The organism is Neobacillus sp. NPDC097160, from assembly GCF_044762155.1.
Lineage (GTDB): Bacteria > Bacillota > Bacilli > Bacillales > Cytobacillaceae > Neobacillus.
Genome location: NZ_JBIWDU010000011.1, coordinates 68,345 through 94,331, shown reverse-complemented (window position 1 = coordinate 94,331; position 25,987 = coordinate 68,345). Strand labels below are relative to the sequence as shown.

The 25,987-nt window shown below is 37.0% G+C and carries 18 protein-coding genes and 1 pseudogene; 11 read left to right on the top strand and 8 right to left on the bottom strand.

Translation table 11 applies throughout. The features are described from left to right. Positions 1-31 precede the first annotated feature (31 nt). From ACIQXV_RS16665 to ACIQXV_RS16630, 8 genes are all read left to right on the top strand, one after another. Positions 32-1,621, top strand: a complete 1,590-nt coding sequence (locus ACIQXV_RS16665) for an ABC transporter substrate-binding protein (protein WP_402960338.1) — start codon at positions 32-34, stop codon at positions 1,619-1,621. 83 nt (positions 1,622-1,704) lie between these two features. Further along, positions 1,705-2,622, top strand: coding sequence for an ABC transporter permease (locus tag ACIQXV_RS16660; RefSeq protein WP_402960337.1), 918 nt, complete (start codon positions 1,705-1,707; stop codon positions 2,620-2,622). Between the two features lie 13 nt (positions 2,623-2,635). Then, complete coding sequence (gene thrC, locus ACIQXV_RS16655) at positions 2,636-3,883, top strand: threonine synthase (protein WP_402960336.1); 1,248 nt, start codon at positions 2,636-2,638, stop codon at positions 3,881-3,883. Between the two features lie 81 nt (positions 3,884-3,964). Next, complete coding sequence (locus ACIQXV_RS16650; protein ID WP_402960335.1) at positions 3,965-4,909, top strand: ABC transporter permease; 945 nt, start codon at positions 3,965-3,967, stop codon at positions 4,907-4,909. A 22-nt stretch (positions 4,910-4,931) separates the two neighbouring features. Further along, positions 4,932-5,897, top strand: a complete 966-nt coding sequence (locus tag ACIQXV_RS16645) for an ABC transporter ATP-binding protein (protein ID WP_402960334.1) — start codon at positions 4,932-4,934, stop codon at positions 5,895-5,897. A 16-nt stretch (positions 5,898-5,913) separates the two neighbouring features. Next, positions 5,914-6,870 (top strand): ABC transporter ATP-binding protein, encoded by a 957-nt coding sequence (locus tag ACIQXV_RS16640; RefSeq protein WP_402960333.1) that lies wholly within the window; start codon positions 5,914-5,916, stop codon positions 6,868-6,870. Positions 6,871-6,935: 65 nt separating this feature from the next. After that, positions 6,936-7,985, top strand: coding sequence for an aldo/keto reductase (locus ACIQXV_RS16635; RefSeq protein WP_402960332.1), 1,050 nt, complete (start codon positions 6,936-6,938; stop codon positions 7,983-7,985). A gap of 776 nt (positions 7,986-8,761) precedes the next feature. Then, positions 8,762-9,667: a hypothetical protein gene (locus tag ACIQXV_RS16630; RefSeq protein WP_402960331.1), complete on the top strand. Its 906-nt coding sequence runs from the start codon at positions 8,762-8,764 to the stop codon at positions 9,665-9,667. A 177-nt stretch (positions 9,668-9,844) separates the two neighbouring features. Here the strand turns inward: ACIQXV_RS16630 and ACIQXV_RS16625 are convergent, their stop codons facing one another. Then, entirely contained in the window at positions 9,845-10,960 is a 1,116-nt protein-coding gene (locus tag ACIQXV_RS16625; RefSeq protein ID WP_402960330.1) for a YHYH domain-containing protein, read from the bottom strand. A 1,524-nt stretch (positions 10,961-12,484) separates the two neighbouring features. On the opposite strand from ACIQXV_RS16625, the gene ACIQXV_RS16620 reads away from it, so the two are divergent. Next, a complete protein-coding gene (locus ACIQXV_RS16620) occupies positions 12,485-13,849 on the top strand; it encodes a TrkH family potassium uptake protein (protein WP_402960329.1) in 1,365 nt (454 codons plus the stop codon). Between the two features lie 477 nt (positions 13,850-14,326). Here ACIQXV_RS16620 and ACIQXV_RS16615 read toward each other — a convergent pair whose 3' ends face one another. The 3 genes from ACIQXV_RS16615 to ACIQXV_RS16605 all read right to left on the bottom strand — a co-directional run bounded on the left by ACIQXV_RS16615 (position 14,327) and on the right by ACIQXV_RS16605 (position 18,511). Further along, positions 14,327-16,132, bottom strand: a complete 1,806-nt coding sequence (locus ACIQXV_RS16615) for a diguanylate cyclase (protein WP_402960328.1) — start codon at positions 16,130-16,132, stop codon at positions 14,327-14,329. A 165-nt stretch (positions 16,133-16,297) separates the two neighbouring features. Further along, positions 16,298-16,894 (bottom strand): DUF5317 domain-containing protein, encoded by a 597-nt coding sequence (locus ACIQXV_RS16610; RefSeq protein ID WP_402960327.1) that lies wholly within the window; start codon positions 16,892-16,894, stop codon positions 16,298-16,300. Positions 16,895-17,518: 624 nt separating this feature from the next. Next, entirely contained in the window at positions 17,519-18,511 is a 993-nt protein-coding gene (locus tag ACIQXV_RS16605) for a Gfo/Idh/MocA family protein (protein ID WP_402960326.1), read from the bottom strand. A 736-nt stretch (positions 18,512-19,247) separates the two neighbouring features. Here ACIQXV_RS16605 and ACIQXV_RS16600 point away from each other — a divergent pair. After that, positions 19,248-19,379 (top strand): annotated as a pseudogene (locus ACIQXV_RS16600) (tyrosine-type recombinase/integrase); the annotation flags it as partial. A 185-nt stretch (positions 19,380-19,564) separates the two neighbouring features. Here the strand turns inward: ACIQXV_RS16600 and ACIQXV_RS16595 are convergent. From ACIQXV_RS16595 to ACIQXV_RS16580, 4 genes are all read right to left on the bottom strand, one after another. After that, positions 19,565-20,617 (bottom strand): AbrB family transcriptional regulator, encoded by a 1,053-nt coding sequence (locus ACIQXV_RS16595; RefSeq protein WP_402960457.1) that lies wholly within the window; start codon positions 20,615-20,617, stop codon positions 19,565-19,567. Between the two features lie 103 nt (positions 20,618-20,720). Continuing rightward, positions 20,721-21,701 (bottom strand): VOC family protein, encoded by a 981-nt coding sequence (locus ACIQXV_RS16590; protein ID WP_402960325.1) that lies wholly within the window; start codon positions 21,699-21,701, stop codon positions 20,721-20,723. 92 nt (positions 21,702-21,793) lie between these two features. Further along, positions 21,794-22,963: an acyl-CoA dehydrogenase family protein gene (locus ACIQXV_RS16585; protein ID WP_402960324.1), complete on the bottom strand. Its 1,170-nt coding sequence runs from the start codon at positions 22,961-22,963 to the stop codon at positions 21,794-21,796. A 23-nt stretch (positions 22,964-22,986) separates the two neighbouring features. Further along, positions 22,987-23,883 (bottom strand): alpha/beta fold hydrolase, encoded by an 897-nt coding sequence (locus ACIQXV_RS16580; protein ID WP_402960323.1) that lies wholly within the window; start codon positions 23,881-23,883, stop codon positions 22,987-22,989. Positions 23,884-24,061: 178 nt separating this feature from the next. On the opposite strand from ACIQXV_RS16580, the gene ACIQXV_RS16575 reads away from it, so the two are divergent. Continuing rightward, positions 24,062-25,867, top strand: coding sequence for a V4R domain-containing protein (locus ACIQXV_RS16575; RefSeq protein ID WP_402960322.1), 1,806 nt, complete (start codon positions 24,062-24,064; stop codon positions 25,865-25,867). The last annotated feature ends 120 nt before the right edge of the window (positions 25,868-25,987 follow it).

Sequence of the window (25,987 nt, the reverse complement as noted above, 5' to 3'; positions counted from 1 at the left end):
CTTGAATTAAAAACAAAAAGGAGTGATTATAGTGGCAAGTAAAAAATTTGCAGTAATGTTTATTGCTTTAGTTTTCCTGCTAATGGGATGTACAAGTCAGTCAAAGGAAGTTGGAAATAATGCTTCTAATAAAAGCACAGAAGCAGGATCCCCTAAAGAAGGTGGGACTTTAAAAGTAGCTATTACTGGTGAGCCGCCAACATTAGATTCTCACCTATCTTCTGCTTTCCTAGCCTCTCAAATAGGTTGGCATATTTATGAAGGGCTTTTCACACTAGATGAAAATTATAATGCTATTCCAATGTTAGCAAAAGACTATGAATATGATGAGGCACGCAAAACATATATTATTAATTTACGAGAAGGGGTAAAGTTCCATAACGGGAAAACATTATCTGCCGATGATGTCATTGCATCGCTAAATAGATGGGGAGAAAAAGCTAACTATGGGGCAATTATGTTTAATAATGTTAAAGAATTAAGAAAAGTTAGTGATTTAACAGTTGAAATTGAATTAAAAGAGCCTTCCCCAGTTGTACCAATACTTTTAGCATACCCGAACCAGCAAACTGCAATCTACCCTAAAGAGGTAATAGATAAGGCCGATGAAACCGGAATAAAAGAATTCATAGGAACAGGGCCATTCAAATTCGTAGAGCATAAACCCGATCAATATATTAAACTTGAAAAGTTTAAAGATTATGTAGCCCGAGAAGAACCATCTAATGGGATGGGCGGGAAAAAGACTGCATATGTGAATGAAATAATGTTTATTCCAACTCCAGAAGCATCCGTTCGATTTGATGGAGTACAAACTGGTCAATTTGATTGGGCAGATAGTATAAGTACTGATATGTATGAATCAATGAAATCGAATCCACAGGTTGAACCTGCAATTGTAAAACCATATTGGTGGCCAATGGCAATTTTTAATAAACAAAAAGGTATATTTGCTGATAAAAAGATGCGACAAGCTTTTGCATTGGCATTAGACATGAATTCAATTATGAAAGCTTCTTTCACTTCAGAAGAGTTCTATCGACTTGATCCTAGTATTATGTTTAAGGAACAGGAAACATGGTGGAGTGACGCTGGTGCAGCAGAAATGTATAACAAATCAGATATAAAAAGGGCAAAACAGTTAGTGCAAGAGGCTGGCTATAATGGGGAAAAAATCCGCTGGATCACAACAAAAGAATACGATTATATGTATAACATTGCTGTAGTAGCTACAGAACAACTAAAAAAAATTGGTTTGAATATTGAATTAGAAGTAGTTGATTATGCAACTATTGTAGATAAACGTATGAAACCGGATGAATACGAGATATTTAGCGGGGCAACAACTTTTACACCAGATCCAGGTATATGGCCAAGTTGGGATAAAAAATGGGGCGGATTTTGGGTAGATGAAGAAAAAGATAGAATGTTAAATCTCGTAAATACCGAAATGGATGAAGCGAAAAGAAAAGAATTATATGATCAACTGCAAGCACATTTTTGGGAAGAAGTTCCTATGGTTAAATTTGGAGACTTTTTCATCTTGACTGCAAAAAATCCTTCAATGAAAGGATTTGAACCAACACCATTTCCTTTCTTCTGGAATACATGGATTGATTAATAAATTGAGTGCTGCAAAAAATCATTCATTTTTTGTGGCACTTCTTCTATATAGTAATTAATAAAAAATTGGGCGGTGAACTTATGTCAATTGTACCTAACACTACTAATAATGATAATTCATCTCAAATTTTCCTAAATGAGGAAAATGAAGAATTAGTAAAGGTTAAAGAGCCCGGACTACTTTGGTACCTTTTTCGAAGAAAAACAGTTGTTGTAGGTTTCTTATTTTTTTTACTAGTTTTACTTTGCGCTCTTTTAGCCCCATTTTTAACTAGTTATCTACCAAGTGAAATGGATGTAGAAAATCGTTTAGCAGCACCTAGCACTGAACATTTTTTTGGAACTGATAACTTTGGAAGAGATGTATTTTCAAGAGTTATTCATGGAGGGCGGGCTTCTCTTTTAGTAGGGACAAGTGTGGTCATACTGGCAGTCGGGTTAGGCTCACTAATAGGTTTAGTGTGTGGCTATTACAAGAAAGTTGATGCAATCTTAATGAGGATTGTAGATGGTTTAATGTCATTTCCTGGCCTTATACTTGCAATTGCTATGATGGGGGTTCTAGGTTCTGGCGTTTTTACAGTAATAATTGCTCTAAGTATTGTTTATTTTCCGCGAGTTGCACGTGTAGTAAGAGGCTCGGTTTTAGTTATAAGTGAATCTCCGTTAGTTGAAGCGGAAAAGTCATTGGGTGCAAATGGACCATATATTTTACTTAAACATATATTACCCAATTGTTTATCGCCAATTATTGTTCAAACAACTTTTATTTTTTCATATGCCATTCTTGGTGAGGCGGCACTAAGCTTTTTAGGTGTAGGAGTACCACCAACCATTCCTAGTTGGGGTAATATTTTGAGTGATTCAAGGGTTTTTATTGTACAAGGTTGGTGGATGGCTGTCTTTCCAGGTTTAGCCATTATGGTAACAGTTTTGGGATTGAATCAATTTGGAGATGGACTTAGAGATACAATGGATCCAAAATCTCGTAGGTTTTAATGGGGTGAGCAAAATGAAACTAAGATGTGTTAATTGTTCTAAAACGTATCCACCAACCATTATTTATTCCTGTGAGAAATGTAATGGAATTCTTGAGGTAATCGAACAGGGAAATGAAAATATTTTTATTCAAAATGATGTTTTCCAAGAAAGTATGTGGCGCTACCAATCTAAACTTCCTATAGAAGACCCATCAAATATTATTTCTCTTCGTGAGGGGAGAACACCGCTACATAAAGGAGAAAAAATTAAAAATGAACTTATTGGTTTTCGTGGAAACGTTTTATTAAAGGATGAAACCGTGAATCCAACAGGCTCTTTTAAAGATCGACTAATTAGTTGTGCCATTAGTAAGGCAAAAGAATTGGGGTATATGAGAGTAATATGTTCATCAAGCGGAAATGCAGGAGCATCAGCAGCTGCTTATGCTGCAAAAGCAGGGATGGAAGCAGTAATTTTAGCTCCTAAAACTACTCCACTTGAAAAAATGACTCAAATTTCTTCATTTGGAGCTAAAGTAGTTTTAGTTGAGGGAAATTACAGTAATTCATACAAATTAGCTGAAAAATTATCCGAAGACTTTGGATACTATAACCTGACAACTACTTTCATTAATCCATTTGGGACGGATGCGTTAAAAACAGTTGCCTATGAGCTTGATGAGCAATTAAAGGGAATTATTCCAGATTATATATTCATTCCAGTTGGTTCAGGTCCGCTACTAAAAGGCTTATATCAAGGATATGAAGATCTTATTAGTGCATCTAAAAACTCACATGGTAAATACCCTAAGCTTATAGCTGTTCAGGCTAATGGATGTTCTCCAATAGTTAAAGCATTTGAATTAGGAAACGCAGAAGTATCATCATGGGGAGACCCTAATACTATAGCTTCGGGAATTTCTGATCCATTACGCGGATATGAAAAAGATGGAACTTATACATTAAAGCTTGTGCGAAAAAGTAAAGGAATTGCCATATCGGTTACTGATAAAGAGATAAAACACGCAATGAAATCACTAGCAGTTCAAGAAGGGATTTTTGCTGAGCCAACTGGAGCATCCTCTTTTGCAGCTTTAAAGAAAATGTGGGATAAAAAACTTATAGAGCCAGATAGTAATTCGGTTTGCTTAATTACAGGTCATGGATTAAAAGATCCCAAAGTATATTACGATATGATTGAATATTGGAACCATTTAGATAATCATGAAGACTATGAAAAAATTTGCGAAATCCTTTCTATAAACGAAAATACTAATTAAGTGGAATATACCCCAACATTGAAGCTTATCTAACCTCCACTATGGAGAAATTTATAGTATTTAGAGGGAGTTAAAAAAATTATGATTAATTTTATCGGGCGACGTTTCTTAACACTACTTCCTACTATGATGATACCTTTAGTACTTGTGTTTTTTCTAATTCGCTTAGCTCCAGGAGATCCGGCTGCGGTTATGCTTGGAGATAATGCTACACCAGAACAAGTTGCGTCACTTAGGGAGGCACTGGGGTTTAATAACCCTATTTATATTCAATTTTTTGCATGGTTAAAACAGATATTTTTATTGGATTTAGGTGACTCTATATTTTTAAAACAACCTGTTATAGACGTAGTAATTAGTCATGCTGGAGTCACATTGCAATTAACGTTGTATGCGTTAATTATTGCAGTAGTAGTTGGAATATTATCTGGGATCATCTCTGCTATTTACCGCAATTCTGTTATCGATCAGACTGTAATGCTAGCAGCAATGATTGGTGTTTCTTTGCCAGAATTCTGGTTTGGTTTGAATTTAATTCTAATTTTTTCCGTAGGATTAGGATGGTTCCCGGTAACGGGTTATGTACCACTATCTGAAGGTTTTTTTGTTTCTTTACATTCGTTAACCCTTCCAGCTGTAGCACTAGGACTAATTCAGGCTGCATTTATTGCTAGGATAACAAGATCAAGTATGTTAGATGTAATTAATGAAGATTTTATTAGGACGGCAAAGGCAAAAGGAATCCCTAATAAGCTTGTAGTCTTTAAACATATTCTTAAAAATGCAATGATTCCTATACTAACAGTTATAGGTATTACAATGGCCATATTAATGGGAGGAGCAATTGCTATAGAAACTGTATTTAACCTGCCCGGTATAGGTAGGACAATGCTGAATGCTGTAGTTCGTAGGGATTATCCTTTGATACAAGGTCTAATTGTATTTATATCTTTAGTATTTATTATTATCAATTTACTAGTAGATATTGTTTATGCCTTCATTGATCCAAGAGTAAAGTACAAGTAAGCTGCGACTAAGGAGTGATTAAATGTCAAACCCAGTACTTGAAGTAAAAGATTTAGACCTACACTTTAAAACTACAAAGGGGGATCTTCAGGCCCTTTCGGAAGTATCGTTTACTATTTTGGAGGGAGAGATAGTAGGGCTTGTGGGAGAGTCTGGATGTGGAAAGAGTATCACATCCCTATCGATTATGGGCCTTAATTCGGAAGAGTCTAGCTTGATAAAAAATGGAACAATTACTTTTAATGATCAAGATATGACTAAATGGAACCAAAATCAATTCCGAAAAATAAGAGGAAAAGATATTTCAATGATTTTCCAAGAGCCCATGACCTCTTTAAATCCTGTTCTATCAATAAAAGATCAGCTTACGGAAGGAATCCGAACACATTTAAAATTAAGTAGAAACGAGGCTCAAAAACGTGTACTAAGTATCCTAGAGAAGGTAGGGATACCAAAATCACGTAACATATTAGATGAGTATCCTCACCAACTTTCTGGAGGAATGAGACAAAGGGTAATGATTGCAATGGCCTTAGCATGTAATCCCAAATTACTAATTGCTGATGAACCCACTACTGCATTAGATGTTACTATTCAGGCACAAATTCTTGAATTATTAAAGGAAATAAATCGAGAATATAAAACCTCTATTCTTTTTATTACACACGATTTAGGAGTGGTTTCTGAAATATGTGATAGGGTAATCGTTATGTATGCTGGTCAAGTTATTGAAACAGGAACTGTGGATGATATCCTTCATAATCCTAGACATCCTTATACAAAGGGATTACTTAATTCAGTACCAAAAATAATTGAAACTAGAAAGAGATTAGATACTATTCAGGGAACTGTTCCACAATTAAGCCAAATGCCAAAGGGTTGTCGCTTTGCACCTAGATGTAGTAATGCGACACAAACATGTATTAACAAACCTATGATGGTTAATGTGGAGAAGGAACATTATGCTAGGTGCTTTTACGCAGTATAAGAGGGGGAGCCAACAAATGTCAATACCACTACTCGAGGTAAAAGAACTAAAAAAGGAATTTTCAGTTGGACCTGTACTAAAGAAAAAGAGGGTTCAGGCTATAAGAAATGTGAGCTTTACTATACAAAAAGGAGAAACATTTGCTTTAGTAGGAGAAAGCGGATGTGGGAAATCTACTACTGGTAGGGCTGTAATTAGACTAATAGATCCAACAAGTGGAACAATTAAGTTTAATTCTGTTGACATGTCAGAATTAACTAATAAGGAATTAAGAGTAATGAGGCGGAATATGCAAATGATATTCCAGGACCCTTATGCATCGCTTAATTCAAGGATGACAATTGAAACAATTTTGAAGGAACCCTTTAAACTCCAAAAGTTATATTCAGAGAAAGAACGTGAAGAAAAAGTAATCTCATTAATGGAAGAGGTTGGGTTACCATCAGCTTATCGCAAGAGATATCCACATGAATTCTCAGGTGGGCAAAGGCAAAGAATTGGTATTGCAAGAGCACTCGCATTGAGTCCGGAGTTAATAGTAGCAGACGAACCGGTTTCAGCATTAGACGTTTCCGTTCAAGCACAGGTTTTAAATCTTATGATGGATTTACAAGAAAAACACAACTTATCTTATCTCTTTATCTCTCATGACTTAAGTGTTGTAAAGTTTATCAGCCATCGGATCGGTGTAATGTATCTTGGTGAAATAGTAGAGATAGGCGAAACAGAATCTATTTTTAATAATCCACTTCACCCATATACTCAATCCTTATTATCGTCAATACCAACAGTTGAAAAAGTTAAAAGGGAAAGAATAATATTAAAAGGTGATGTTCCAGATCCAGGAAATCCCCCAAAAGGTTGTGCGTTCCATACTAGATGTCCTAGTTGTATGGAAATTTGTAAAAGTGTTACACCAGTTGCAAAAAAAATAGGTGAGCAAATGGTTACTTGCCATCTCTATAATGATTAAGTTAGACAGTGTAAAATTAATTATCTGATTAATCTGAATCAAAAAATGATTAATTAGGAGGATATATGGAAAAGAGAAGGTTAGGGAAATCAAATTTGGATATAAGTGTTATCGGCATGGGTTGTTGGCAATATGGTGGTGGAAATTACTGGGGAGAACAAAGTCAAAAAGATGTAAATGAGGTTGTTCATCTAGCCTTGGATCAGGGTGTTAATTATTTTGATACAGCTGAGATGTATAATGATGGGAAAAGCGAATCATCTTTAGGAATGGCTTTAAAAGGTAGAAGAGATCAAGCGATAATTGGAACAAAAGTAAGCCCCTCAAACGCTTATTCAAAAGATCTTATAAATAGTTGTAATGACAGTCTGAGTCGCTTACAAACAGATTATATTGATATATATATGTTGCACTGGCCAATAAACGAAGTATCAATTAGACATTTTACAGAAAATCATAAAAAAATTTATAATCCACCGCATATTGAGGAAGTATTCAATACATTAGACAAGCTAAAAAAAGACGGGAAAATCCGTTACATTGGTGTTAGTAATCATGGAATTTCTCAATTATCAGATATTACCAATTTGGGTATAGATATCGTTTCAAACGAATTACCATATAATTTATTTTCAAGAGCAATTGAAGAAGAGATCCTTCCGTTTTGTTTGACCAATAATATTGGAGTTATTGGGTATATGCCGTTACAGCAGGGGCTATTAACAGGAAAAATTAACTCTATAAATCAAGTCAATCCAACACGTGCTACATCACGTCATTTTCACCATAGTAGAAGTAATAATTCTAGACATAGTGAAAACGGTGCGGAAAATGAGGTAAATGAGGCATTAAATAAAATGAAAGCAATTTCAGAAGACCTTGGAGTAGAGATGGCAGTTTTATCATTAGCTTGGGTAATATCAAATAAGGGGATTACAACATCAATTGTTGGTGCTAGAAATAAAGAGCAACTAATATTAAATTTAAGGGGTGCTACATATAAACTGGCACCTGACATTATTAATGAGCTAAATAATATAACTCTACCTATATTAAAAAAGCTTGGTTGTAATCCAGATTATTATGAAAACAGGAATAGAAGTAGAGTTTTTTAAAATGATTCACTATAACGAATTTCGGGGTCAGTCCACATAGCCATCAAGTTTAGATAAATTGCTGGTTTAATTTAGTATTTTTAATAGTATCCTTCCATTGAGAAATCAATGGAAGGATTTTTATATGAACCAGATTTTACAAGATCCCTTTTTTTACGAATTATTGAAAGATATTCAAGAACATTGTTCCACTTCTTCTTTGGAAGAGTTAGCACGGAAACTGGGTTTATGAAGCGAAAAAGACAATTAACGCCAGAAGCTTTTCTTGCTTAATGTGTTCTAAAAGCTCAGTCAGGTGGTCGTTCGTCCTTGGGACGAATGTGCAGTTATCTTCAACTGGAAAATAATTTATCCATTAGTGAAGAAGGACTAAAAAAGTTCCGGTGCCTAGTCACCGCCACCCTTCGGCAATTTTTTTATAGATTGGATGGGGAAAGGCTTAGATATCAGGGATTACAGCGATTTTAATTAAACGTTTGTTTGATAGGGAAAATAGTTGGCAGTGGTCGAGGTGTGTCTGATTGTGGAATGGAAATGACAAACGTCAATTGTTTACACGGAGGGAAGCAGAAGAAAGGCACCTGTGTTGAAAATGATAGCAAAACGATCCAAAAATGCAAAAATCGGCTTCAAAATTCACTTTTGGAGGCAAAAATAAGGTTTTTGCATTAGAAATTGCTATCAAAAGTGAATTTGAGGAGTTCGATTCTCTTTGCAAATCCCGATATCGTAGAGGTGCCGGAAACGGAAACTTTGTGGTGAATGGGTGGCGCAAAATGATGAATTTGAAATCAGGCAAGATTGAGGGATTTGAACAGTTTTCGCAATTTGAAAATTTACAAGAGTTTAATCACCATATAGAAAAGTGGCTGCTAGAACACAAGATTGATTTTTCAAAAGGGGAGCTGGTCGGGTTAAAGCGGCTGGTTCGTTTTGCTGCGAAAATCCCTGGAGTGTGTAATGCTAAAATTGGCACGATGGTAAAAGCGATTCATAAGGAATACCACGATAACGGTATTTCACGTTCTACGTTTAAACGGATGATTATTAAAGCGAAAGATTTAGGGATTTTCACTGTCCATGAAACGGAACGGAAGAATGGTTCGCAGTCCAGCAATCTGTATGTTTTTAATCGTTTTCCTGTAAGTGAACCACCCAAACAGGAAACTTTGGACCACCCTAAAGAAACTATTGATCTTTTAAAAACTGAAGAAGATCAAAAGATAAAAAAACGTAAAGAAGAACCGTCTGAATTAGATCACACATTTGTTAGCAACCGTGTACCACAGGATTTTGTTCAATTTGTTAAATGTTTCTTCGATGATGCAAAATTGATCGAAGAATACTGGTGTATGGTCCATATTTTAGCCTTTGACTATAAACTCCATGAAGAAACTGATGTTATTGTTGGTATTGCCATCGATTCCTTTCGGCAATTAATTAGAAAGCCAAAATTCACAAATGTCGTGCGGAAGCCGATTGCCTACTTTTATGGGATCTTGAAGGAGAAGTTTTTTGAGTATTATGATGGCTGGATAAATGAAATGGATGCAGACAAGCCAATGAAACCGCTCCTTTATCATATTGAAGGGGAATACTTTGAATGGGATGTGTTGAACGGTGAAAGCCTGAAGTTGGTCAATCCCCCTAAAAGTGGTGAAGCGCGGATTATGTACATCTAAGGGGAACATGGGGGAAAGTTTCGGATTTTATGGAAAAGGTGTTTTCGTAAAGATTGTTGTTTTTTTAAATAAGCATTTGCTCTACTTGTTTTTCAAAGGATAGATGCTGATCTGGCTTTGGTGCGTTTTGCAAGCAAAAGAGCCCTCTCAAATGAGAAGACTCTTTTCATTCATCCATTAGTTATTCCACAACATATTTACCCAACTAGATTCCCGATCATAGTTTATCCCGAAATTGTTGTGCTGGTAATAACGCGGGTTTTCAGGATTAGATACTTTATCAAAGAAATTTAATATGTTATTTACCGGTTCAGGAGCACCCATTTTTGTTGCAGCAGTAGCGATAAAATCGATGTACTGACTATATCCGCCGATATACCCGCTATACGCTAAAGCTATGATTCCATCATTGTTAGATATTACGAATGTATCGATTTCTTTATCATAATCAACTGTAAAACCATAGTTATTTGCTACGGACTTAATACTATTAAATAGATTGCTATTTATTTTATTTGCTTTACCGTCTGACCCAATTATTAACCCATCTACAACCGTATCTTGAGCCATGGTACCGTTTTGATTCAAATAATAGTGATCCTCTCCAAGTTGGAGCCACCCTGTTTTCATTTGGCCGCCAAAGTCTAAGTAGTACCATGCGTTATTCCATAGCCATCCCGTTTTCATAGCACCGGATTTATCAAGATAATACCAATGACCGCCATCCATTACCCAGCCGGTTTTCATCGACCCATTGCTAGTTAAGTAATACCAGGTACCCCCATCTTTCAGCCACCCTGTTTTCATTAAGCCGCTTGAACTTAAATAATACCAACTTCCTCCATCTTTTACCCAACCTTTGGCCATTTCCCCGCTTTTATTTAAATAATACCAACCTTGATCATACAGCCAACCTGTTTTCATTACGCCAGTAGCATCAAGATAGTACCATTGTCCGCCAATAAATTTCCAACCGGTTTGCATGACTCCATTATTATCCAAATAGTACCAAGCATTACCGTCGGCTAACCAACCTTTATGTACTTTACCAGATGAATAATAATACCATTTACCGCCAATGCTCTGCCATCCGGTCTTCACTGTAGTAGTATTTCCATTTGATTTATCACCATTATTATAGTGATATTCACCATACTTCAATCCCCAACGTTCACAATCAGTCCAACAGTAATGCCCTCCGTTTGCATCAGTGTTACCTGGATGTGCTAATGCTGAAATGGGAAGTGCGGTTATTAAAATAAAACAAATGAAAGCTGCATATGATTTTTTCATCTTTTCCCCCTTGGTAATCTTAATAACTTGAAATTCTAGTATAGAAGAAAAGTAGGGGAAAAGAAATAGGTGAGTGGAAATTATTTCAAAAATACTATTGCTAGGAATCGGTGGAAATAGAAGGATATAAGTTCTCGTGAAACTAGTCAAATATTGAAAATTAGTAGGTTTTGATCTGCAAATTTCCCCGGCAATTCTCGACAATCTTCTTTTTAGATTTGCAGAGGAATTTCATATAAATAAATACTTTGCTGCAGTTTCAAACAAATGTTTGAATAATATATCATATATGGAGTTTCGTCGAAAGGACGTCGATTGGTGATAACAGTGGTTCAAATCATCAGCTTCCTATCATTATTGCACCCTTAGGCAATTTTTTCACAGATTGGGACGGGAAAGGGCCTATATATCAAGGATTTCTGATGTTTTAATTAAACGTTTGTTTGATAGGGGAAATAGGGAATAAAGGTCGAAGTTTATCTGATTGTGGAATGGAAATGACAAACGTCAATTGTTTACATAGAGGGATTCAGAACCAAGGACAGTTCATTCACTTCAGGTGGAGTGACCAAGGGGCCGGTTTATCAAATTTGAGGTTATGAGTTAGAATAAATGTCGTCGTGATCGGGATGACATTTTTCGACGCATTTTATAAGAGAAACCCTCTATTTGTCTGTGGTTGGGGTAGTTTTAATCAATCGTTTGTTTAGTATCAAACCGTGTCAGTTTTTGTAGATTAAGAGTTTTTATTAGTTAATTTTGAAGATAGTTTTCGAAAATTGAGACCTATCATCGACAAAAATTTTTCCGACAAACTGGCCTGAGTTCGTTTAACATAAGGGTTTTGGCTGCAATTAATCAAACGATTAATTAGTGAATTTCTTGTTAATCAAACGTTTGATTGGTTTTGCTGCTTTTGTTGATATAGAGCGGGTTAAGTGATTTTTGAGGCACGAAGTTTGTCGAGATGCGGTTTGGTAATAACGAGTGAAAAGCGGTTCGGTTTTGCTGCTTATTAATGAACCAGGCTATTGGGGGCAGACCACCGCTCAGCTAAAGTTTAATGCGGTGAAGCTAAATGGGTGCTTGTTAACTCGATCTATTTCTCCCTTTGTTCTGTTTGCCACCATAATGAATCTTTTGGATTTTCAAGAACCTCTTTATACTCAGACTCGAAAGCAACTGTTGGAAATCAAACCATTCCATAGCGTTTCCTACTGCTGTAGTAAACACGCTTTTCTTAGTTTGTTGTATATCTACAACGTTGACTTTTTTAAAAAAAATTTCATTTATCATGTCAGCCTTTTAACATGGTATATTATTATCTAAGAACGAGAAATAAATTCAATATTGTATTGTTTTCCAAGTTAGGAAACAGAAATAGAACAGAGTTTGGTACATGAATAAACTTAAAAGCTTTATACATAATGAATAGAGTTGAAAGCAAGCTAGCTAGCTTTTAACAAAAGTAGCTAGTAGTAAAAGGACTTTTAGTGGATACGAAAAAAATTGAAGGGGTGCAATGTGGGGAAAGTACGAGACTGGTTGGAAAAACGATCGCCTGCCCAAATTATAACTGGCTATTATTTACTAGCGATCACCGTATCAATTCTATTATTTAGCCTTCCCGCAGTTTATAAACTTGGGGTGAAAGTGGCTTTTTTTGATAGAGTTTTCATGGCTGTCAGTGTAGTGAGTGACACAGGTATGGCCGTATTTAATATATCAGAAACTTTTAGCGTATTTGGGTATTTTATTATTATGCTCGTGTTGCAATTCGGGGGCATTGGTATTATGGCCATGAGTACCTTTTTTTGGCTACTTTTGGGCCGGAAAATTGGATTACGAGAACGGCGTCTAATAATGATTGACAATAATCAATTTGCATTATCGGGACTCGTTCGATTAGTTCGAGATATTCTGAAGATGATTCTCTTTATTGAACTTATCGGAGCACTCATTTTAGGATTTTATTTTTTGAATTATTATCCTACTTGGAAGGAAGCGTTTCTTCAAGGCCTGTTTGCATCCGTTTGTGCGACGACAAACGCGGGTATGGATATAACCGGAGATTCTTATGTTCCTTATGCGAGTGATTATTTTGTGCAACTGATAACGATTATACAAATTATCATTGGAGCAATTGGGTTTCCTGTATTAATCGAAGTGAAGGAGTATTTTTCCAATAAAAAGATGGGACTTAAATTCCCTTTCCGTTTTTCATTATTTACAAAGTTAACGACCATTACATATGGAATACTTCTCATTATTGGGACAATCCTTATTTTGCTACTTGAATTTCAGCATTATTTTAAAGGTGTGTCATGGCATAAATCGTTTTTTTATGCTTTTTTCCAAGCAGCGACAACAAGAAGCACTGGATTTACTACAATGGATATTACACAATTTTCAATGCCTACGCTATTGGTTATGGGTGTCTTAATGTTTATAGGTGGTTCTCCCAATTCAATGGGCGGTGGAATCAGGACGACTACGCTTGCCTTAAATCTGTTATTTATTTATAACTTTGCGAAAGGAAAGCGTGATATCAAAGTCTTTAATCGTGAACTTCATCAATATGACATTATGAAATCACTAGCCATTACACTATTAGCTATTGTCATGTGCTTAGTATCGGTTATCGTTATAAGTATTACTGATAAACAGCAGCAGCTTATTGCTATTTTTTTTGAAGTTTGCTCTGCCTTCGGTACAGTAGGCTTATCCATGGGGATTACCCCAGAACTCAGTATTTTTGCGAAGTGCATTCTTATGATGTTAATGTTTATTGGAAGAATTGGTTTAACTTCTGTCTTTCTTATCATCGGAGGAGAAAACAATAAGGAAGACAATTATCATTATCCAAAAGAGAAAGTTATTACAGGTTAACATCAGGCCAGTGGGGTCAGGCCCCAACCCCAACTCAGAGAGGGTGAAGCTCAGGGTTGGGGCGAAGTGAAGCTATTTTTAATCAATCGTTTGTTTAGTATCAAACCGTGCCAGTTTTTGTAGATTAATAGTTTTTATAAGTTAATATTGAAGATAGTTATCGAAGATTGAGACCTATCATCGACAGAAATTTTCCTGATAAACTGGCCTGAGTTCGTTTAACATAAGGGTTTTGGTCACATTTAATCAAACGATTAATTAGTAAATTTCTTGTTAATCAAACATTTGATTGGATATGCTGCTTTTGTTGTTAAAGAGGGGGGAAGTGATTTTTTAGGTGCGAAGTTTGTCGAGAGGCGTTTTGGTAATTACGAGTGAAAAGAAGGACCAAGGGAAGGACCAAGGGGACGGTTCTGCCGGCATTTTTGGAAATGAAAACGCCATTAGAACCGTCCCTGTGGTTTTCCTGTGGTTTTTTCAGACTGTGCTATTAAGCTTTGTGACCATGGCAATAAACGGTTCAATAAATTGGGGATCGAATTGTTTTCCAGAACAGTTTCGCAATTCAAGGATTGCCTCTTGAAAGGTTTTTGTCTTTTGATATGGCCGCTCTGTTGTCATCGCATCAAAGGAGTCAATGATGCAGAGAATTCGTGCTAGTTTTGGGATTGATTTTCCTGCTAAACCATAAGGATATCCTTTACCATCAAATCGTTCATGGTGGAGTTCGACTAATGGAATTAAGTCTTCTAGTTTTTTATTAGTAGAAACGATATCCTTACCCCAGGTAACGTGCATTTTCATTATTTCCCATTCATGAGGATCGAGCTTTCCTTTTTTATTTAAAATGTCCCGAGGGATTTCGATTTTTCCAATGTCATGGATGATGGCGCCAAGGGTAAGCGTTTTGCGTTCATGATCACTTAAGTTAAGGATCCGTGAAAAATCAACCGCATATTGGTATACGCGTTTACTATGGCGATACGTATATACATCCTTCGAAAGGAAGATTTTCAATTGAAATTCCAATTCCTCCAATGCATTTTCAAGTGAATGAGAGGGGTGGAAGGAATATTCAGTATGTCCGTTATAGATTTGAACAAGATTTTTTCCTTGGTTTTTTGCAGCATACATGGCTTGATCGGCTTTGCTAAGCAGTTCAGAAATGCTGTAGGTTTCCTTTTCGCATTGGGCAATACCGGATGAAAAGGATAAACAGCCATAGGGAAGACGTTCAACCCCTTTATAGTAGGTGTCATTTACCTTCTTCCGTAATTCATTCATGAACGAGTAAGCCGTATGACGATTTGTATTTGGCATGATGATGGAAAATTCTTCGCCGCCATAGCGGGCAACAAAATAATTTGCTGCGTCACACTCGGTTTTCAACAGTGCACAAAATACCTGGAGCAGATGATCCCCTTCGATATGGCCGTATAGATCATTAAACTTTTTAAAATCATCGATATCAAGAATGACAAGACTTAATGGCTGATCGCTTTCCTTTGCGGCCGTCACTTTTTTTTCTAATATTTCCTTAAAATAACTGTGGTTATTTAAACCCGTAAGGAAATCCTTGTTTGCTTTCTCAGCAACCTCTTTAAATAAGTTAAAATGCTGTTTAAAGGCTAAAGACAATAAAAAGGAGATACAAGTGAAAAGAAACAGCCCAAATAATTCTTCATTTTTCATTAAAATGACCAGTACTAATGAAAGCACAAGTGTACTAACGTAAGTAGCAATCGTCTCTTTAATAATCTCCTTGAAATAGTTTATGATGTTTTCGGTTGCTGCCAAAATGAAATATAAACCAACAAGTAGTAGATTCAATGTAAAATAGGTAAAAAAACAAATGAGATAGGGTAGTGTGTTATCGATTTGGATTGCTCCAATACTACCACTTGTAAAGATAAAAGCATAATAAGCGCATATAATCATTAGAGAATAAACAGAGAAATTAAATACATGTTTCCACCAGGCAATTTTTCGCTGAAATGCAGCAAAAATGATGGTATGGATGACTAAAACAAGTAAAGTAAAGTGTAATCCATACAGAAAAAGACTGGCTAAATAAATTGATGAATCCATTGAAAGGGAATTACCCTTTGGAGGAATCAGAACAGTGTAGTAATTAAGCAATAAAATGGAGATGGCAACAGCAAAAATGATAATCCAATCCCTTTGAGAGTACTGTGGGATTGACATTAAGAAGGAAAAAGACAAAAAGCCTAAGGATGAAACCAAGAAAAGATAAGTTTTTTCAGGTGTCTTTAAAATTTGCATAATCATCACTCTCATAAATCAATTTAGGAGAAGTAAACAAAATCTACTTCTCCTTCCACTCTTAAACTAGTTTATAACCTGAAGTTAACGCAATAATAACAGAACCAATAATGATAGCATTGAAAAGAATGTTTGTTAATTTAAGGCCTTGTTTTTGTTCTTTTTTCATTGTTTCTCACCTCCTTTAAAGGAGATGGATGTGGTGTCACCTATTTTTGCAGCTGGATGCCGAACCATCAAATATTGAATAAAAAAGAAGATTCCGATATTCATCACAATATCGCCGATACTTATGATTTGTGTACGTGGATATGGGTCTGAGATGGGAATGACATCGCCCAAAAATCCAAGATGTGTTGAAGCTGTTAGCATCGTATGCTTAGCATATAGGCTTTCTTTGAGGATTTCGACATACGCTGGATCCAATATCTTGGCAGCGTCCATTGATACCGGCATTCTTCCTCCGTTCAGCACCATTACTAAAAAATTCAGAAATACCCCCAATAATATGAGAATAAATCCCGGGTTATGGCGGTTAATATATAAAAATAGTAAACCGAGTACATACACAACAATGTAGATAGATCCGCTTATCTGACCAAGAAATTTGCTATCGTTTTGCAGCATAAAAACGGCTAACTGAACGACCAGTAGTAGAGGGAAGATCCATCCCCACTTTAGCTTGAGCTGTGCAAGTGCCCTCAAGTTGCCTTTTCGAAGAAACCCTACTATAAACGACACGATAATGCCGTCAAAAACCATAGCTGTTACCACCCTATGCAGAATATATACCAAATAAACAAAAGTGCAAAAATTCCATGTAGGAAAAATATTCCCATAATAATATAATCAAAGTTTACCAACGAAGGCAAGAAAAAGTAGAAAATATTTATGTGACAAATGGACCATAGGTGGGACCAAGGGACCATAGGGACGGTTCTGGTGGCTTTTTTGAACAAGGAAAGTGAATGAAAAAGGCCATGAGAACCGTCCCAGTGGCTTTTAATTTATGAAATATAGAAAATGGACTGCCCGTTACAAAGCAGTCCATTTTAACTTTAAATCTTGAATCAAATTATATCTTCAGAATTAGTATGCCAAAAGGACACCTGTCCTCTATTTTTCACTTTTCCTTACAGATCACAGGGATGTTCATAAATTTTTCTTAAGTATGTTTACATGTTGTAAATGTTGAAAAATTGAGTATGAAAGCTTTTGGTAGATGAGCGTTCTAAACTACAATTATTCCGTATTTTTCGATGAACAAAAAAATGACTTGAGTTTATCTCGAGTCATTTTGTAATTTAAATTTTACAATAAGAGAGCGGGAACTTCCCTAAAAATTCCGGGTGATGCCATCATACAGGACTTTCTCACGAAGGGTTTCTACAACAAATTAGACAGTATTTGGCCGCAAAGTGCCATTGTATTTACATTGTCACGTCCATTTGACGTTGGTATTTCCCCACTTGTGCAACAGTCTATAAAATGAGACATTTCCCCAACGAACCCTCGTAAATAAAGATCTCTAAGGGTTCCTGACATAGGTGTGGCTGAAGATGTATATACAGTGTCGGACTCATTAAGAGATTTCCATGGTAGATCAGCAAATGTTTGTGATTCATGGATGGTAAGCGAATTTACTTCATCGGCAATGGCAAATCCGTGATCAAACGTGACAAGCATATTTTCACTTTCACGTGACCAGGCTGTCATCCCTGCCAAATAAAGGCTGCCGACAACGCCATTTTCAAACTTTAACGAAATACTATGAGAAATAGACTCATTGTCACTATTTTTAAAGCCTGTTACTTGGACAACTTCTCCAAATAAGTAGCGTACAAGATCAACAAAATGGATGGCTACTAACTTCATAAATTGTTCCTCACTTTTGCAAAACGACGTGCTGTCCACTGCGAATTTTCCTTGGAACGATCGAACAGGACCTAGTTTACCGCCAGAAATTAACTCTTTTAATTTTGAATAACAAGGAGCGTAGCGCTTCATAAATCCAACCATTACTGTTACACCCGCTTCTTCTGCAGCATCGGCGATTTCTGCCGCTTCCTCAGCACTCATCCCAAGAGGCTTATCCACAAAGACATTTTTTCCAGCCTTGATACAATCCAGGACGAGAGAAGGATGGTCTTCGGGTTGGGCAACGACAACAATGCCATCACATTCTTCATTATTGATCATCTTTTTATAATCATCGTAAGGGGTGCCACTGCTCCCGAAACGTTGAAGGGCGGCATTGGAACGCTCCATATTACGTGTAGAAATTGCTTGTATAGTTGCGCCCGCTTCAATTGCAGAAGGGTAAATGTTTGCTGATGCATGAACTCCTGCACCGATAAAACAGAGTTTGGCTTTTTTCACTACGATCACTCCAATATGTCTATTCTTATATGTGGCAGAGGGACAGGTTTCTTGTTCCGGAAAAGAGGAATCCTTTCGTAGGTATAAATCACTCTATAAAGATACTTATTTATACCCGTCGAATTCTTCAAAGGTTTCCCTCTCTTTGTTGCCAGTCTAATTTTACCATAAAGCCTAACTACTATTTGATTTGGACAAGGTAGAATTGGCTCTATGAACCTTGGTGTCATGGCTTCCGCCATTAAAAATCTTATTTCTATTTAACACATTTTACATTCAAAAAGCCCCTCACAAGTTAACGTGAAGGACCTTTCTCGGAAATCGAGATTACCGATGTATTTGAGGGGCTCCTTTAAGGTATCAGTACATTGTACTTAATAAAAAGCTGCAAGAAACATACGGCCTTGGAAAAACTTGTTTTGAAAATCATACCAACTTACCAGCAGACGTTGTAAGTGACATTTTAAACGGGTTTCACAAAATAGATTTAGAGCGAGATGAAATCCTGTATAAGGTAGCATCAAAGCAGTATATTGACTTTACAGCATACCAAGACATCGATAGCATTCCCGAGAACATTCGGAGCCATGCCGAGATTGGATTACCTCTAACCGATAAACAGCTCTCATTGCTTGAACAGTTAAGGCAGGAATATGAGGTAAAGGTCATGACGGAGAATCTTCTTTCCTCTTTGCAGCCCAATGCAAGAGCTATTTTTGAAAGCCTTCCAGAAAAGGAGCAAAACCCAATGCCGGATATTCAGGATTTGAAATCAGCTGATGAAGATTCTGAAAAGATCATGTGGTTAACAGAAGAGGAGTTTAAAGATTTACTCCATATATTAAGGAAGAAACCCGTCAAAAGTCGTGAATTATTCTAAGTCTCTTCATTTGATACAGAAAACACCGAATTCCTTCTATTATATATGGTTAACTTTCACCCTTATTAATATCAATCAAAAAAACGCCCCACTGAAATAAATTCAATCATCAGAGCGTTTTCGCCATAGTTATAGATTCTTGATAAAAATTATCCGAAATACGCTTTTATATATTAATACTTTACTACACTGCTTTCTTGATTGTAGACAATCTCTTTTTTTTCTCGCCAACGGTAAAACAATTTCATCAAAGGCATAATTAAAATAAAGATGAACAGTAGCCTGAACGTTTGAAACATCGATACTAGCGAGACTTCTGCTTTAACTGCGTCAGCTAATAATACCATTTGATCTAAGCCACCTGGGGCTGTGCTTAGAAAACTTGTAGCGAATGTTGTGTCCAATGCAAACGACATTAGGAAGCCTGAGCCGAATGTTAGGGCGATCAGTGCGAATGCGCTGAAAATGCCACCTACAAGTACACGTACTGGAAGCTTAATCATATGTGGCTTGAGCATTAAGCCAATATGGGCGCCGATTAGTAGCTGTGCGACGCCCATGATGATGCCAGGTACTTGTGGCATTGCGATTGGTGTTGTGAGTTGCAATGTAATTAACAAAATAATTGGTGTGATGAAAAATGCGACAGGCAAATGGATGCGTTTCATTAAATATGAGCATACCCATGCAAGTGCAATTAATAATACTAAACTAATCGTTAGCTTCGCGTCAGTTGGCTGCTTACTTATTACATGTCCAGCGACGATAAACGGTACGAATACAACGACTAGTAACAGCCGAATTACTTGAAAGTAAGAAATAACGCCAATTTCTTCAACTTTTTCTTCTTCAGCAAATACGACGATTTGACCTAAACCGCCTGGGATAGCACCTAGTACAGCAGCTTTCACCGGGATTTTTGCCCATTTACTCGTTAAGTAGGCGATGCCGATTGAGCCACCGATTAAAATAACGTTTAGCGTTATCATATAAAATAAAATTGAGCCCATCATGCCGAATAAATCGATGTTAAATTGTACACCTATTACGGTACCGACCATGACGACACCTATATCACGCATTTGGCCGGACCATTTGAGCGGTCCTTTATAAACAAATTGGGCTAACATGACGACAACAATTGGGCCGAGCATCCATGGAATAGGGATGTGCAGCAGGCTAAAAATATAACCGCCAATTAAAGATAAAACGAACACCTTTACCATTGCCTTCAACAGTAACACCCCTTCCTATACTAATATTTCTATCTACATTTAGTACTTAAGAAACCACCAGCGTTCATCGTCAGGAATACTGGTGGTTTCGTTATTATGATTTCGCTAATTCTTTTACTTGTGCTTCACGATCTACGTCATCGCGGCGACGATCACCCCAGTATGCGGAACCATTTTTCAAATATTCTTCATACGTCCATTTCACTGGCTCCCAGTCTGGCTCGAAGATTAAGTAGCCGTTTGTAAAGATTTCAAGACGTAAGCCGCTTCCTGGGTCTTTTACGTAAATGTACATTGCTTGAGAAATACCATGTTTACCAGGACCAACGAATTGTACATCTGCTTCGCATAAAATGTCAGCAGCACGTAGTAAGTCTTGTGCGTTGTCTAACCAGTAAGCGATATGGTGCATTTCGTTTGGCTCTTTTGAACGTGATGTAGACATGATTGCTACGTCATGTACTAAGTTTGTTACGGATAACCAGCTTGCTACTTGTACATCGTCTGGATTTACGAAATATTCGCGTAGCTTGAAGCCTAATGCTTCTTGTAAATATTTTACGATCTCAGCGTTGTCGTGAGAAGTTTGTAAGTTTACATGGTCGATACGGCGCGGAGATACACCTTTCGCCCAGGATTTATACGTTTGGTTTTTAAGTACTGATTTACGAGATTCATCAGCAGGTGTTTTTTCCATATCGTAATAAAGTTCGAAGCGGTGACCACTTGGTAATTCGAAGCGGATTGCTTCACCTTGCGCTACTTCTTCGCCCGCTTCTATCCAACGTACTTCTGTACCAGCATCTTCTACTAATTTTGCGAAAGTTGCTATGTCCTCGCGACGTTTTGTACGCCAGCCGATGTGATCGATGTAGGAAGTTTCACCAGCTGTAATGGATAATGTATGGTGTTCGAAGTCGCCCCAAGCTCGTAAGTAGTGTACGCCATCTACAACTTCTGTTTCTTCTAAGCCGATCGTGTCGCGGAAGAACCATAAAGATTTTTCAAGATCTGCTGACACTAAAGCCACGTGTCCTAATTTTGCAATTTCCGGTGCGTAAAGAAATTTTTCCATTTTTATTCACCTCATAGTTAGTTGTTTATTATATAAGAGGACATGTGAAATACGAATCCACTCTTTATAAATTTCATTTTCGATTACTACTATTACCCTTGAATGTTTGTATTAACGCCGAATAAATGTCTACCGTAACCTAAAATGCCGTCTTCATATAAAGATGTAATGTGTGTTGCGATTGCCATTAAGTCACGAGTGAATAGCTCTACTGGGTGACCTTTTAATAATGCGTGTCCACCTAAAGTAAGTAGTGATTTTACGCCGATTTGTGTACACTTATCGATAATCATTGCACGGATTGCTTTATATTTTGCCCCTTCGTATGGGCCGCCTTTATCTGTTTCCATCATTGCGATGTATTCATTTAATAAACTTTTAGCAGAAAGCATTTCAAGCTTTAACTCCGAAAGCACGCGTTGGCTCGTAGGAGAATCTTTTTCGTTTATTCCAGAAAAGCGTACGCGACCTGCTGTGTGCTTTTCAAATTCGTCAAGTACACGCTCTGCACCACCAACAGCCATCGCTGCGAACCCTACATAGAAGCCAGGGTAGAATGGTGTGTTGTAGTATAAGTAGTCTTGATCGAACTCTTCATACGGTGGTTGGCTCTTTTCGATCATTTTGCTAAAGCGTAAAATTGCATCAGGCTTAACGAAAACGTTATCGACGATTAATGTATTACTACCTGATCCACGAAGACCAAGCGAATCCCAAGTTTTCACAACTTCTAGGTCAGAAACTTTTAATAAAACACCTACACGCTCAGGCTTGTCGCTGTCTTCGAATTTCATAATTGCGCCAACGCCAACCCAATCACAGTAATTGATGCCGCTTACAAAATTGTACTTACCTGAAACGATATAGCCGTCTTGAACTGGTTCTACTTTGCCGATTGGTGCAAATACGTCAGCTACTAAGCCGCCTTGGTTAATGACTTCATCGCGAATGTGCCTTGGATAGTAGCATACCCAAGAGTTGTGCACTGAGAAGAAGTATGTTAACCACGAGGCAGATAAGTTGTGGTACCCAACTGTACTTACCATATCAACGAACGTACGCCAATCAAGTTGTGGATAGCCAAACTCTTTCGGTAAAATTAAACGATGAATTCCCTCCTCGCGGATAATATCCGCGATGCGTGGAGAGATGGTCGAGTTTAGATCTGCTTCGATTGCTTCTAACTCTGCAGCTTCACCGATACGCTTTGCTTTTTGCATAATTTCTTCATAAGTCGCTTTTTTTTCCACTACTGTTACCATTTGATCCTTCCTTTCAAAATCGTTTATTGTGCTGTAACTGCTTGATCTTTTTGTACTGCTAAAAAATCGATGACAAGTTTGTTCACGATTTCTGGTTGGTCAGTTTGTGCTTGGTGACCGCAGTTTTCGATATATTCGAATTTAATGTTCGGTAATAATTTCTCAAGCTTATAACCTGTCTCAACTGGTGCAACAGCATCTTGGTTACCCCAAATGAATAAGCCGGGGATTTTTAATTTTGGTAATGCATCTTTAATGCAGTAACGATCCCAAAGCTTTGGTTCATCATTCATTCTTGCTAAGTAAGCATCGAACGCTTGATTTGATTCTTTTACACCTGGGCGAGTTGCTGCTTGATGTCGTAGTTGAATTAGTTCTTCAGGAATGACTGTGTCTTCACTTGAATTGCGATACATAAATTTACGTAACGATTCTTCTGTATAGTCGTAACCAATCACTTCTAAGAATGAACGTAGCTTTCTTGCGGGTACTTCTTGCATCGCTTGATAAATTGTATTACTGCCGATGTAAACAACCTTATTTACTTTTTCAGGGTGGTCAATTGCATATTTAGCTGCAACGTAAGCACCTTGGGAGTTGCCGACAAGTGATACTTCATCTAGGCATAATGCTTCAATAAAATCATGTACATGATCCACTAAGCTTTGATGACCATTTACTGGCCATGCGTGAGGGCGTGCATCTGTGAAGCCCATTGATAGTTGGTCTACTGCGTATGCGCGGAAGCCCGCTTTTGCTAATACAGGTAACATAAAACGCCAACCCGCTGCGCCGCAGGCTCCAGGTCCTGCACCATGTAGTAAAATTACAGCTGGTCCTTCTGTTCCGGCCCAGGAATAATGTGTACGTACACCGTTTGCTAATACGTAACTATTATGAAATCCTTCAAAAATGCTCATTGTTTTTCCCCCTTGTACTGATTGGCTGTTATTTTGGTGTTTTTAGTATAACTGTTAAAAATTTTAAACATCATAGCGATTTTTATTGAATGAATAGTAATAATCTTTAAAATTTATTGAAAAATTAATTTTGTTTTTGTAATATGGAGAATAGACAATCAAAGGGGATGTGATTTTAATGAGTGAAATTGCATTTGATTCTAGCGAAACGAAAAATATTTTAATGTCGGCAAATGCCTTCCACACATTAAAAAACAATTTATTTAACAACATTGGCTCCCATAAAACGAAAGGCTTTTTATTCCGATTTGGTAAAGAGTTTGGGATGGAATCAGCAAAAAATAATCTCCAAAATAAAAACTCGAGAAATCCTGTCGGTAAAAGACATTCGCGCTTAGGTCACGTAAAAGATGTTATTTTCATGGGGGAAATTGTGCGCCATCCGGACGGCACGATTGAATGTATCGATACGTGGGGACAATGGGTAGAATCATTCGAAGCAGCATTACACCTTAAAAATTACGGTTTAGCAAATGAATGTGTTTGTCATATGCTATGTGGCTTTGCGAGTGGTGCATTGACATATGAGTTTGGCGAATCCATTATTGCCGTTGAGTACAAGTGTGTCGCAAAAGGTGATCCATGCTGCGAGTTTAAAGTGCGTTTGGAGCGCGATTGGCTCAAAGAGAAGGAGGATCTTATTCACCTTTATCAAAACGACAACATTTTATCCGAGCTTGAAATGACATATGATGCACTTTTGCATCATAAGCAAATGCTCGAAAAAATTTCGATATTTCATGGTCAACTCACGCAAAAAGTAACAGATAAGCATTCGATGGATGAAATTGTGCAGGCTGCGTATGAACTGTTGAGCATCCCGATTTTGATTGAGGATATTCACGGCACTCCGTTAAGTCAAAATGGTTTAACGGAAGAACAGCAACTAGTAATAAAAAAAGATAAGGCGAAATTATCGCATTTTGACGATAAGCACAACGTTTCGCATTACAAAGGCGATAAATATTGGAAGTTGACGACACCTGTTCTTATTAATAAAAAAAATTATGCCACTTGTTCGTTTTTTTACTTTGATGAAAAGCATATGGATGAAAACGACCACTTATTTTTAGAGCGTATTTCGACGGTCGTGGCGTTATGTATTTTATACGAGGAGGCGCAGTTTGAAGAGCAACAACGTATGCGTAGCTCGCTATTAGAGCGCTTAATTCATAATCGAAATATTAAAGATATCGAATCTTACTATAAATTTTTACCATTTAAGTTTCAGCCACCGTTTTCTACAGGTATTATTAGTGTGAAAAAGAAAAAGAAAAATCACGAAATTATTGACATTCATGACCAGCTAACACAGCTATCTAAGTTGGCAAAAGAGTGGGATTTACCTTGTATTTTTGCAGTACTCAGGGGAGAAATTGCTCTCCTTAACTCGCTAAATAACGATAAGCAAGGTTGGCAAAAGAAAATCACGAAAATTTTTCAAAAGATGGAGAAGCAAAATAGCAATTATAAATATTCAATCGGGTTTAGCGGAACGTTTAGCAACTTTAAAGATTTCGAACGTTCTCTACAAGAGGCACGTGTGGCGCAGCGTTTCCCAAACCAAAAGCTACTAACAGATTACGAAGATTTAGGAATGCTTGGCGATATCGTAAGGAACATGAGTATTGAGCAGCTGCATGAAATGGCGAAAAAGACGTTAAAAGACTTATACAATTTCGATGATCCACGTAAAAAAGAATTGTTGCACACGCTTTACGTCTATTTATTAAATAGCCAACGCTTAAAAGAAACGATGGATGAGTTGACGTTATCAATCGGCGGTATCCAATATCGTATAAAGCAAATTGAGGAACAGCTACAAATTTCACTAAAAAACGCATCAACAGCAGCGTATACTTTATTAGTTATTCAGGCGTTAATATTGTCAGATAGCTTAAACTTTGAGGAATTTGCACGATAAAAAGCCATATCTATTTAACGAAATTTAACGTGATGAGATCCTTAAATTAAACAAAAAAGACTGTAGACAAACTCACTTTTTGAGTTTGTCTACAGTCGGATACATTTTTTTTATGGGATA

Excerpts from the sequence above, each read along its gene's own strand:
- ACIQXV_RS16645 (WP_402960334.1), top strand. The coding sequence starts at position 4,932 with ATGTCAAACCCAGTACTTGAAGTAAAAGATTTAGACCTACACTTTAAA.
- ACIQXV_RS16660 (WP_402960337.1), top strand. The coding sequence starts at position 1,705 with ATGTCAATTGTACCTAACACTACTAATAATGATAATTCATCTCAAATT.
- ACIQXV_RS16590 (WP_402960325.1), bottom strand. The coding sequence starts at position 21,701 with ATGGAAAAATTTCTTTACGCACCGGAAATTGCAAAATTAGGACACGTG.
- thrC (WP_402960336.1), top strand. The coding sequence starts at position 2,636 with ATGAAACTAAGATGTGTTAATTGTTCTAAAACGTATCCACCAACCATT.
- ACIQXV_RS16640 (WP_402960333.1), top strand. The coding sequence starts at position 5,914 with ATGTCAATACCACTACTCGAGGTAAAAGAACTAAAAAAGGAATTTTCA.
- ACIQXV_RS16630 (WP_402960331.1), top strand. The coding sequence starts at position 8,762 with ATGATGAATTTGAAATCAGGCAAGATTGAGGGATTTGAACAGTTTTCG.
- ACIQXV_RS16580 (WP_402960323.1), bottom strand. The coding sequence starts at position 23,883 with ATGAGCATTTTTGAAGGATTTCATAATAGTTACGTATTAGCAAACGGT.
- ACIQXV_RS16575 (WP_402960322.1), top strand. The coding sequence starts at position 24,062 with ATGAGTGAAATTGCATTTGATTCTAGCGAAACGAAAAATATTTTAATG.
- ACIQXV_RS16650 (WP_402960335.1), top strand. The coding sequence starts at position 3,965 with ATGATTAATTTTATCGGGCGACGTTTCTTAACACTACTTCCTACTATG.
- ACIQXV_RS16635 (WP_402960332.1), top strand. The coding sequence starts at position 6,936 with ATGGAAAAGAGAAGGTTAGGGAAATCAAATTTGGATATAAGTGTTATC.
- ACIQXV_RS16615 (WP_402960328.1), bottom strand. The coding sequence starts at position 16,132 with ATGCAAATTTTAAAGACACCTGAAAAAACTTATCTTTTCTTGGTTTCA.
- ACIQXV_RS16595 (WP_402960457.1), bottom strand. The coding sequence starts at position 20,617 with ATGGTAAAGGTGTTCGTTTTATCTTTAATTGGCGGTTATATTTTTAGC.
- ACIQXV_RS16585 (WP_402960324.1), bottom strand. The coding sequence starts at position 22,963 with ATGGTAACAGTAGTGGAAAAAAAAGCGACTTATGAAGAAATTATGCAA.
- ACIQXV_RS16625 (WP_402960330.1), bottom strand. The coding sequence starts at position 10,960 with ATGAAAAAATCATATGCAGCTTTCATTTGTTTTATTTTAATAACCGCA.
- ACIQXV_RS16610 (WP_402960327.1), bottom strand. The coding sequence starts at position 16,894 with ATGGTTTTTGACGGCATTATCGTGTCGTTTATAGTAGGGTTTCTTCGA.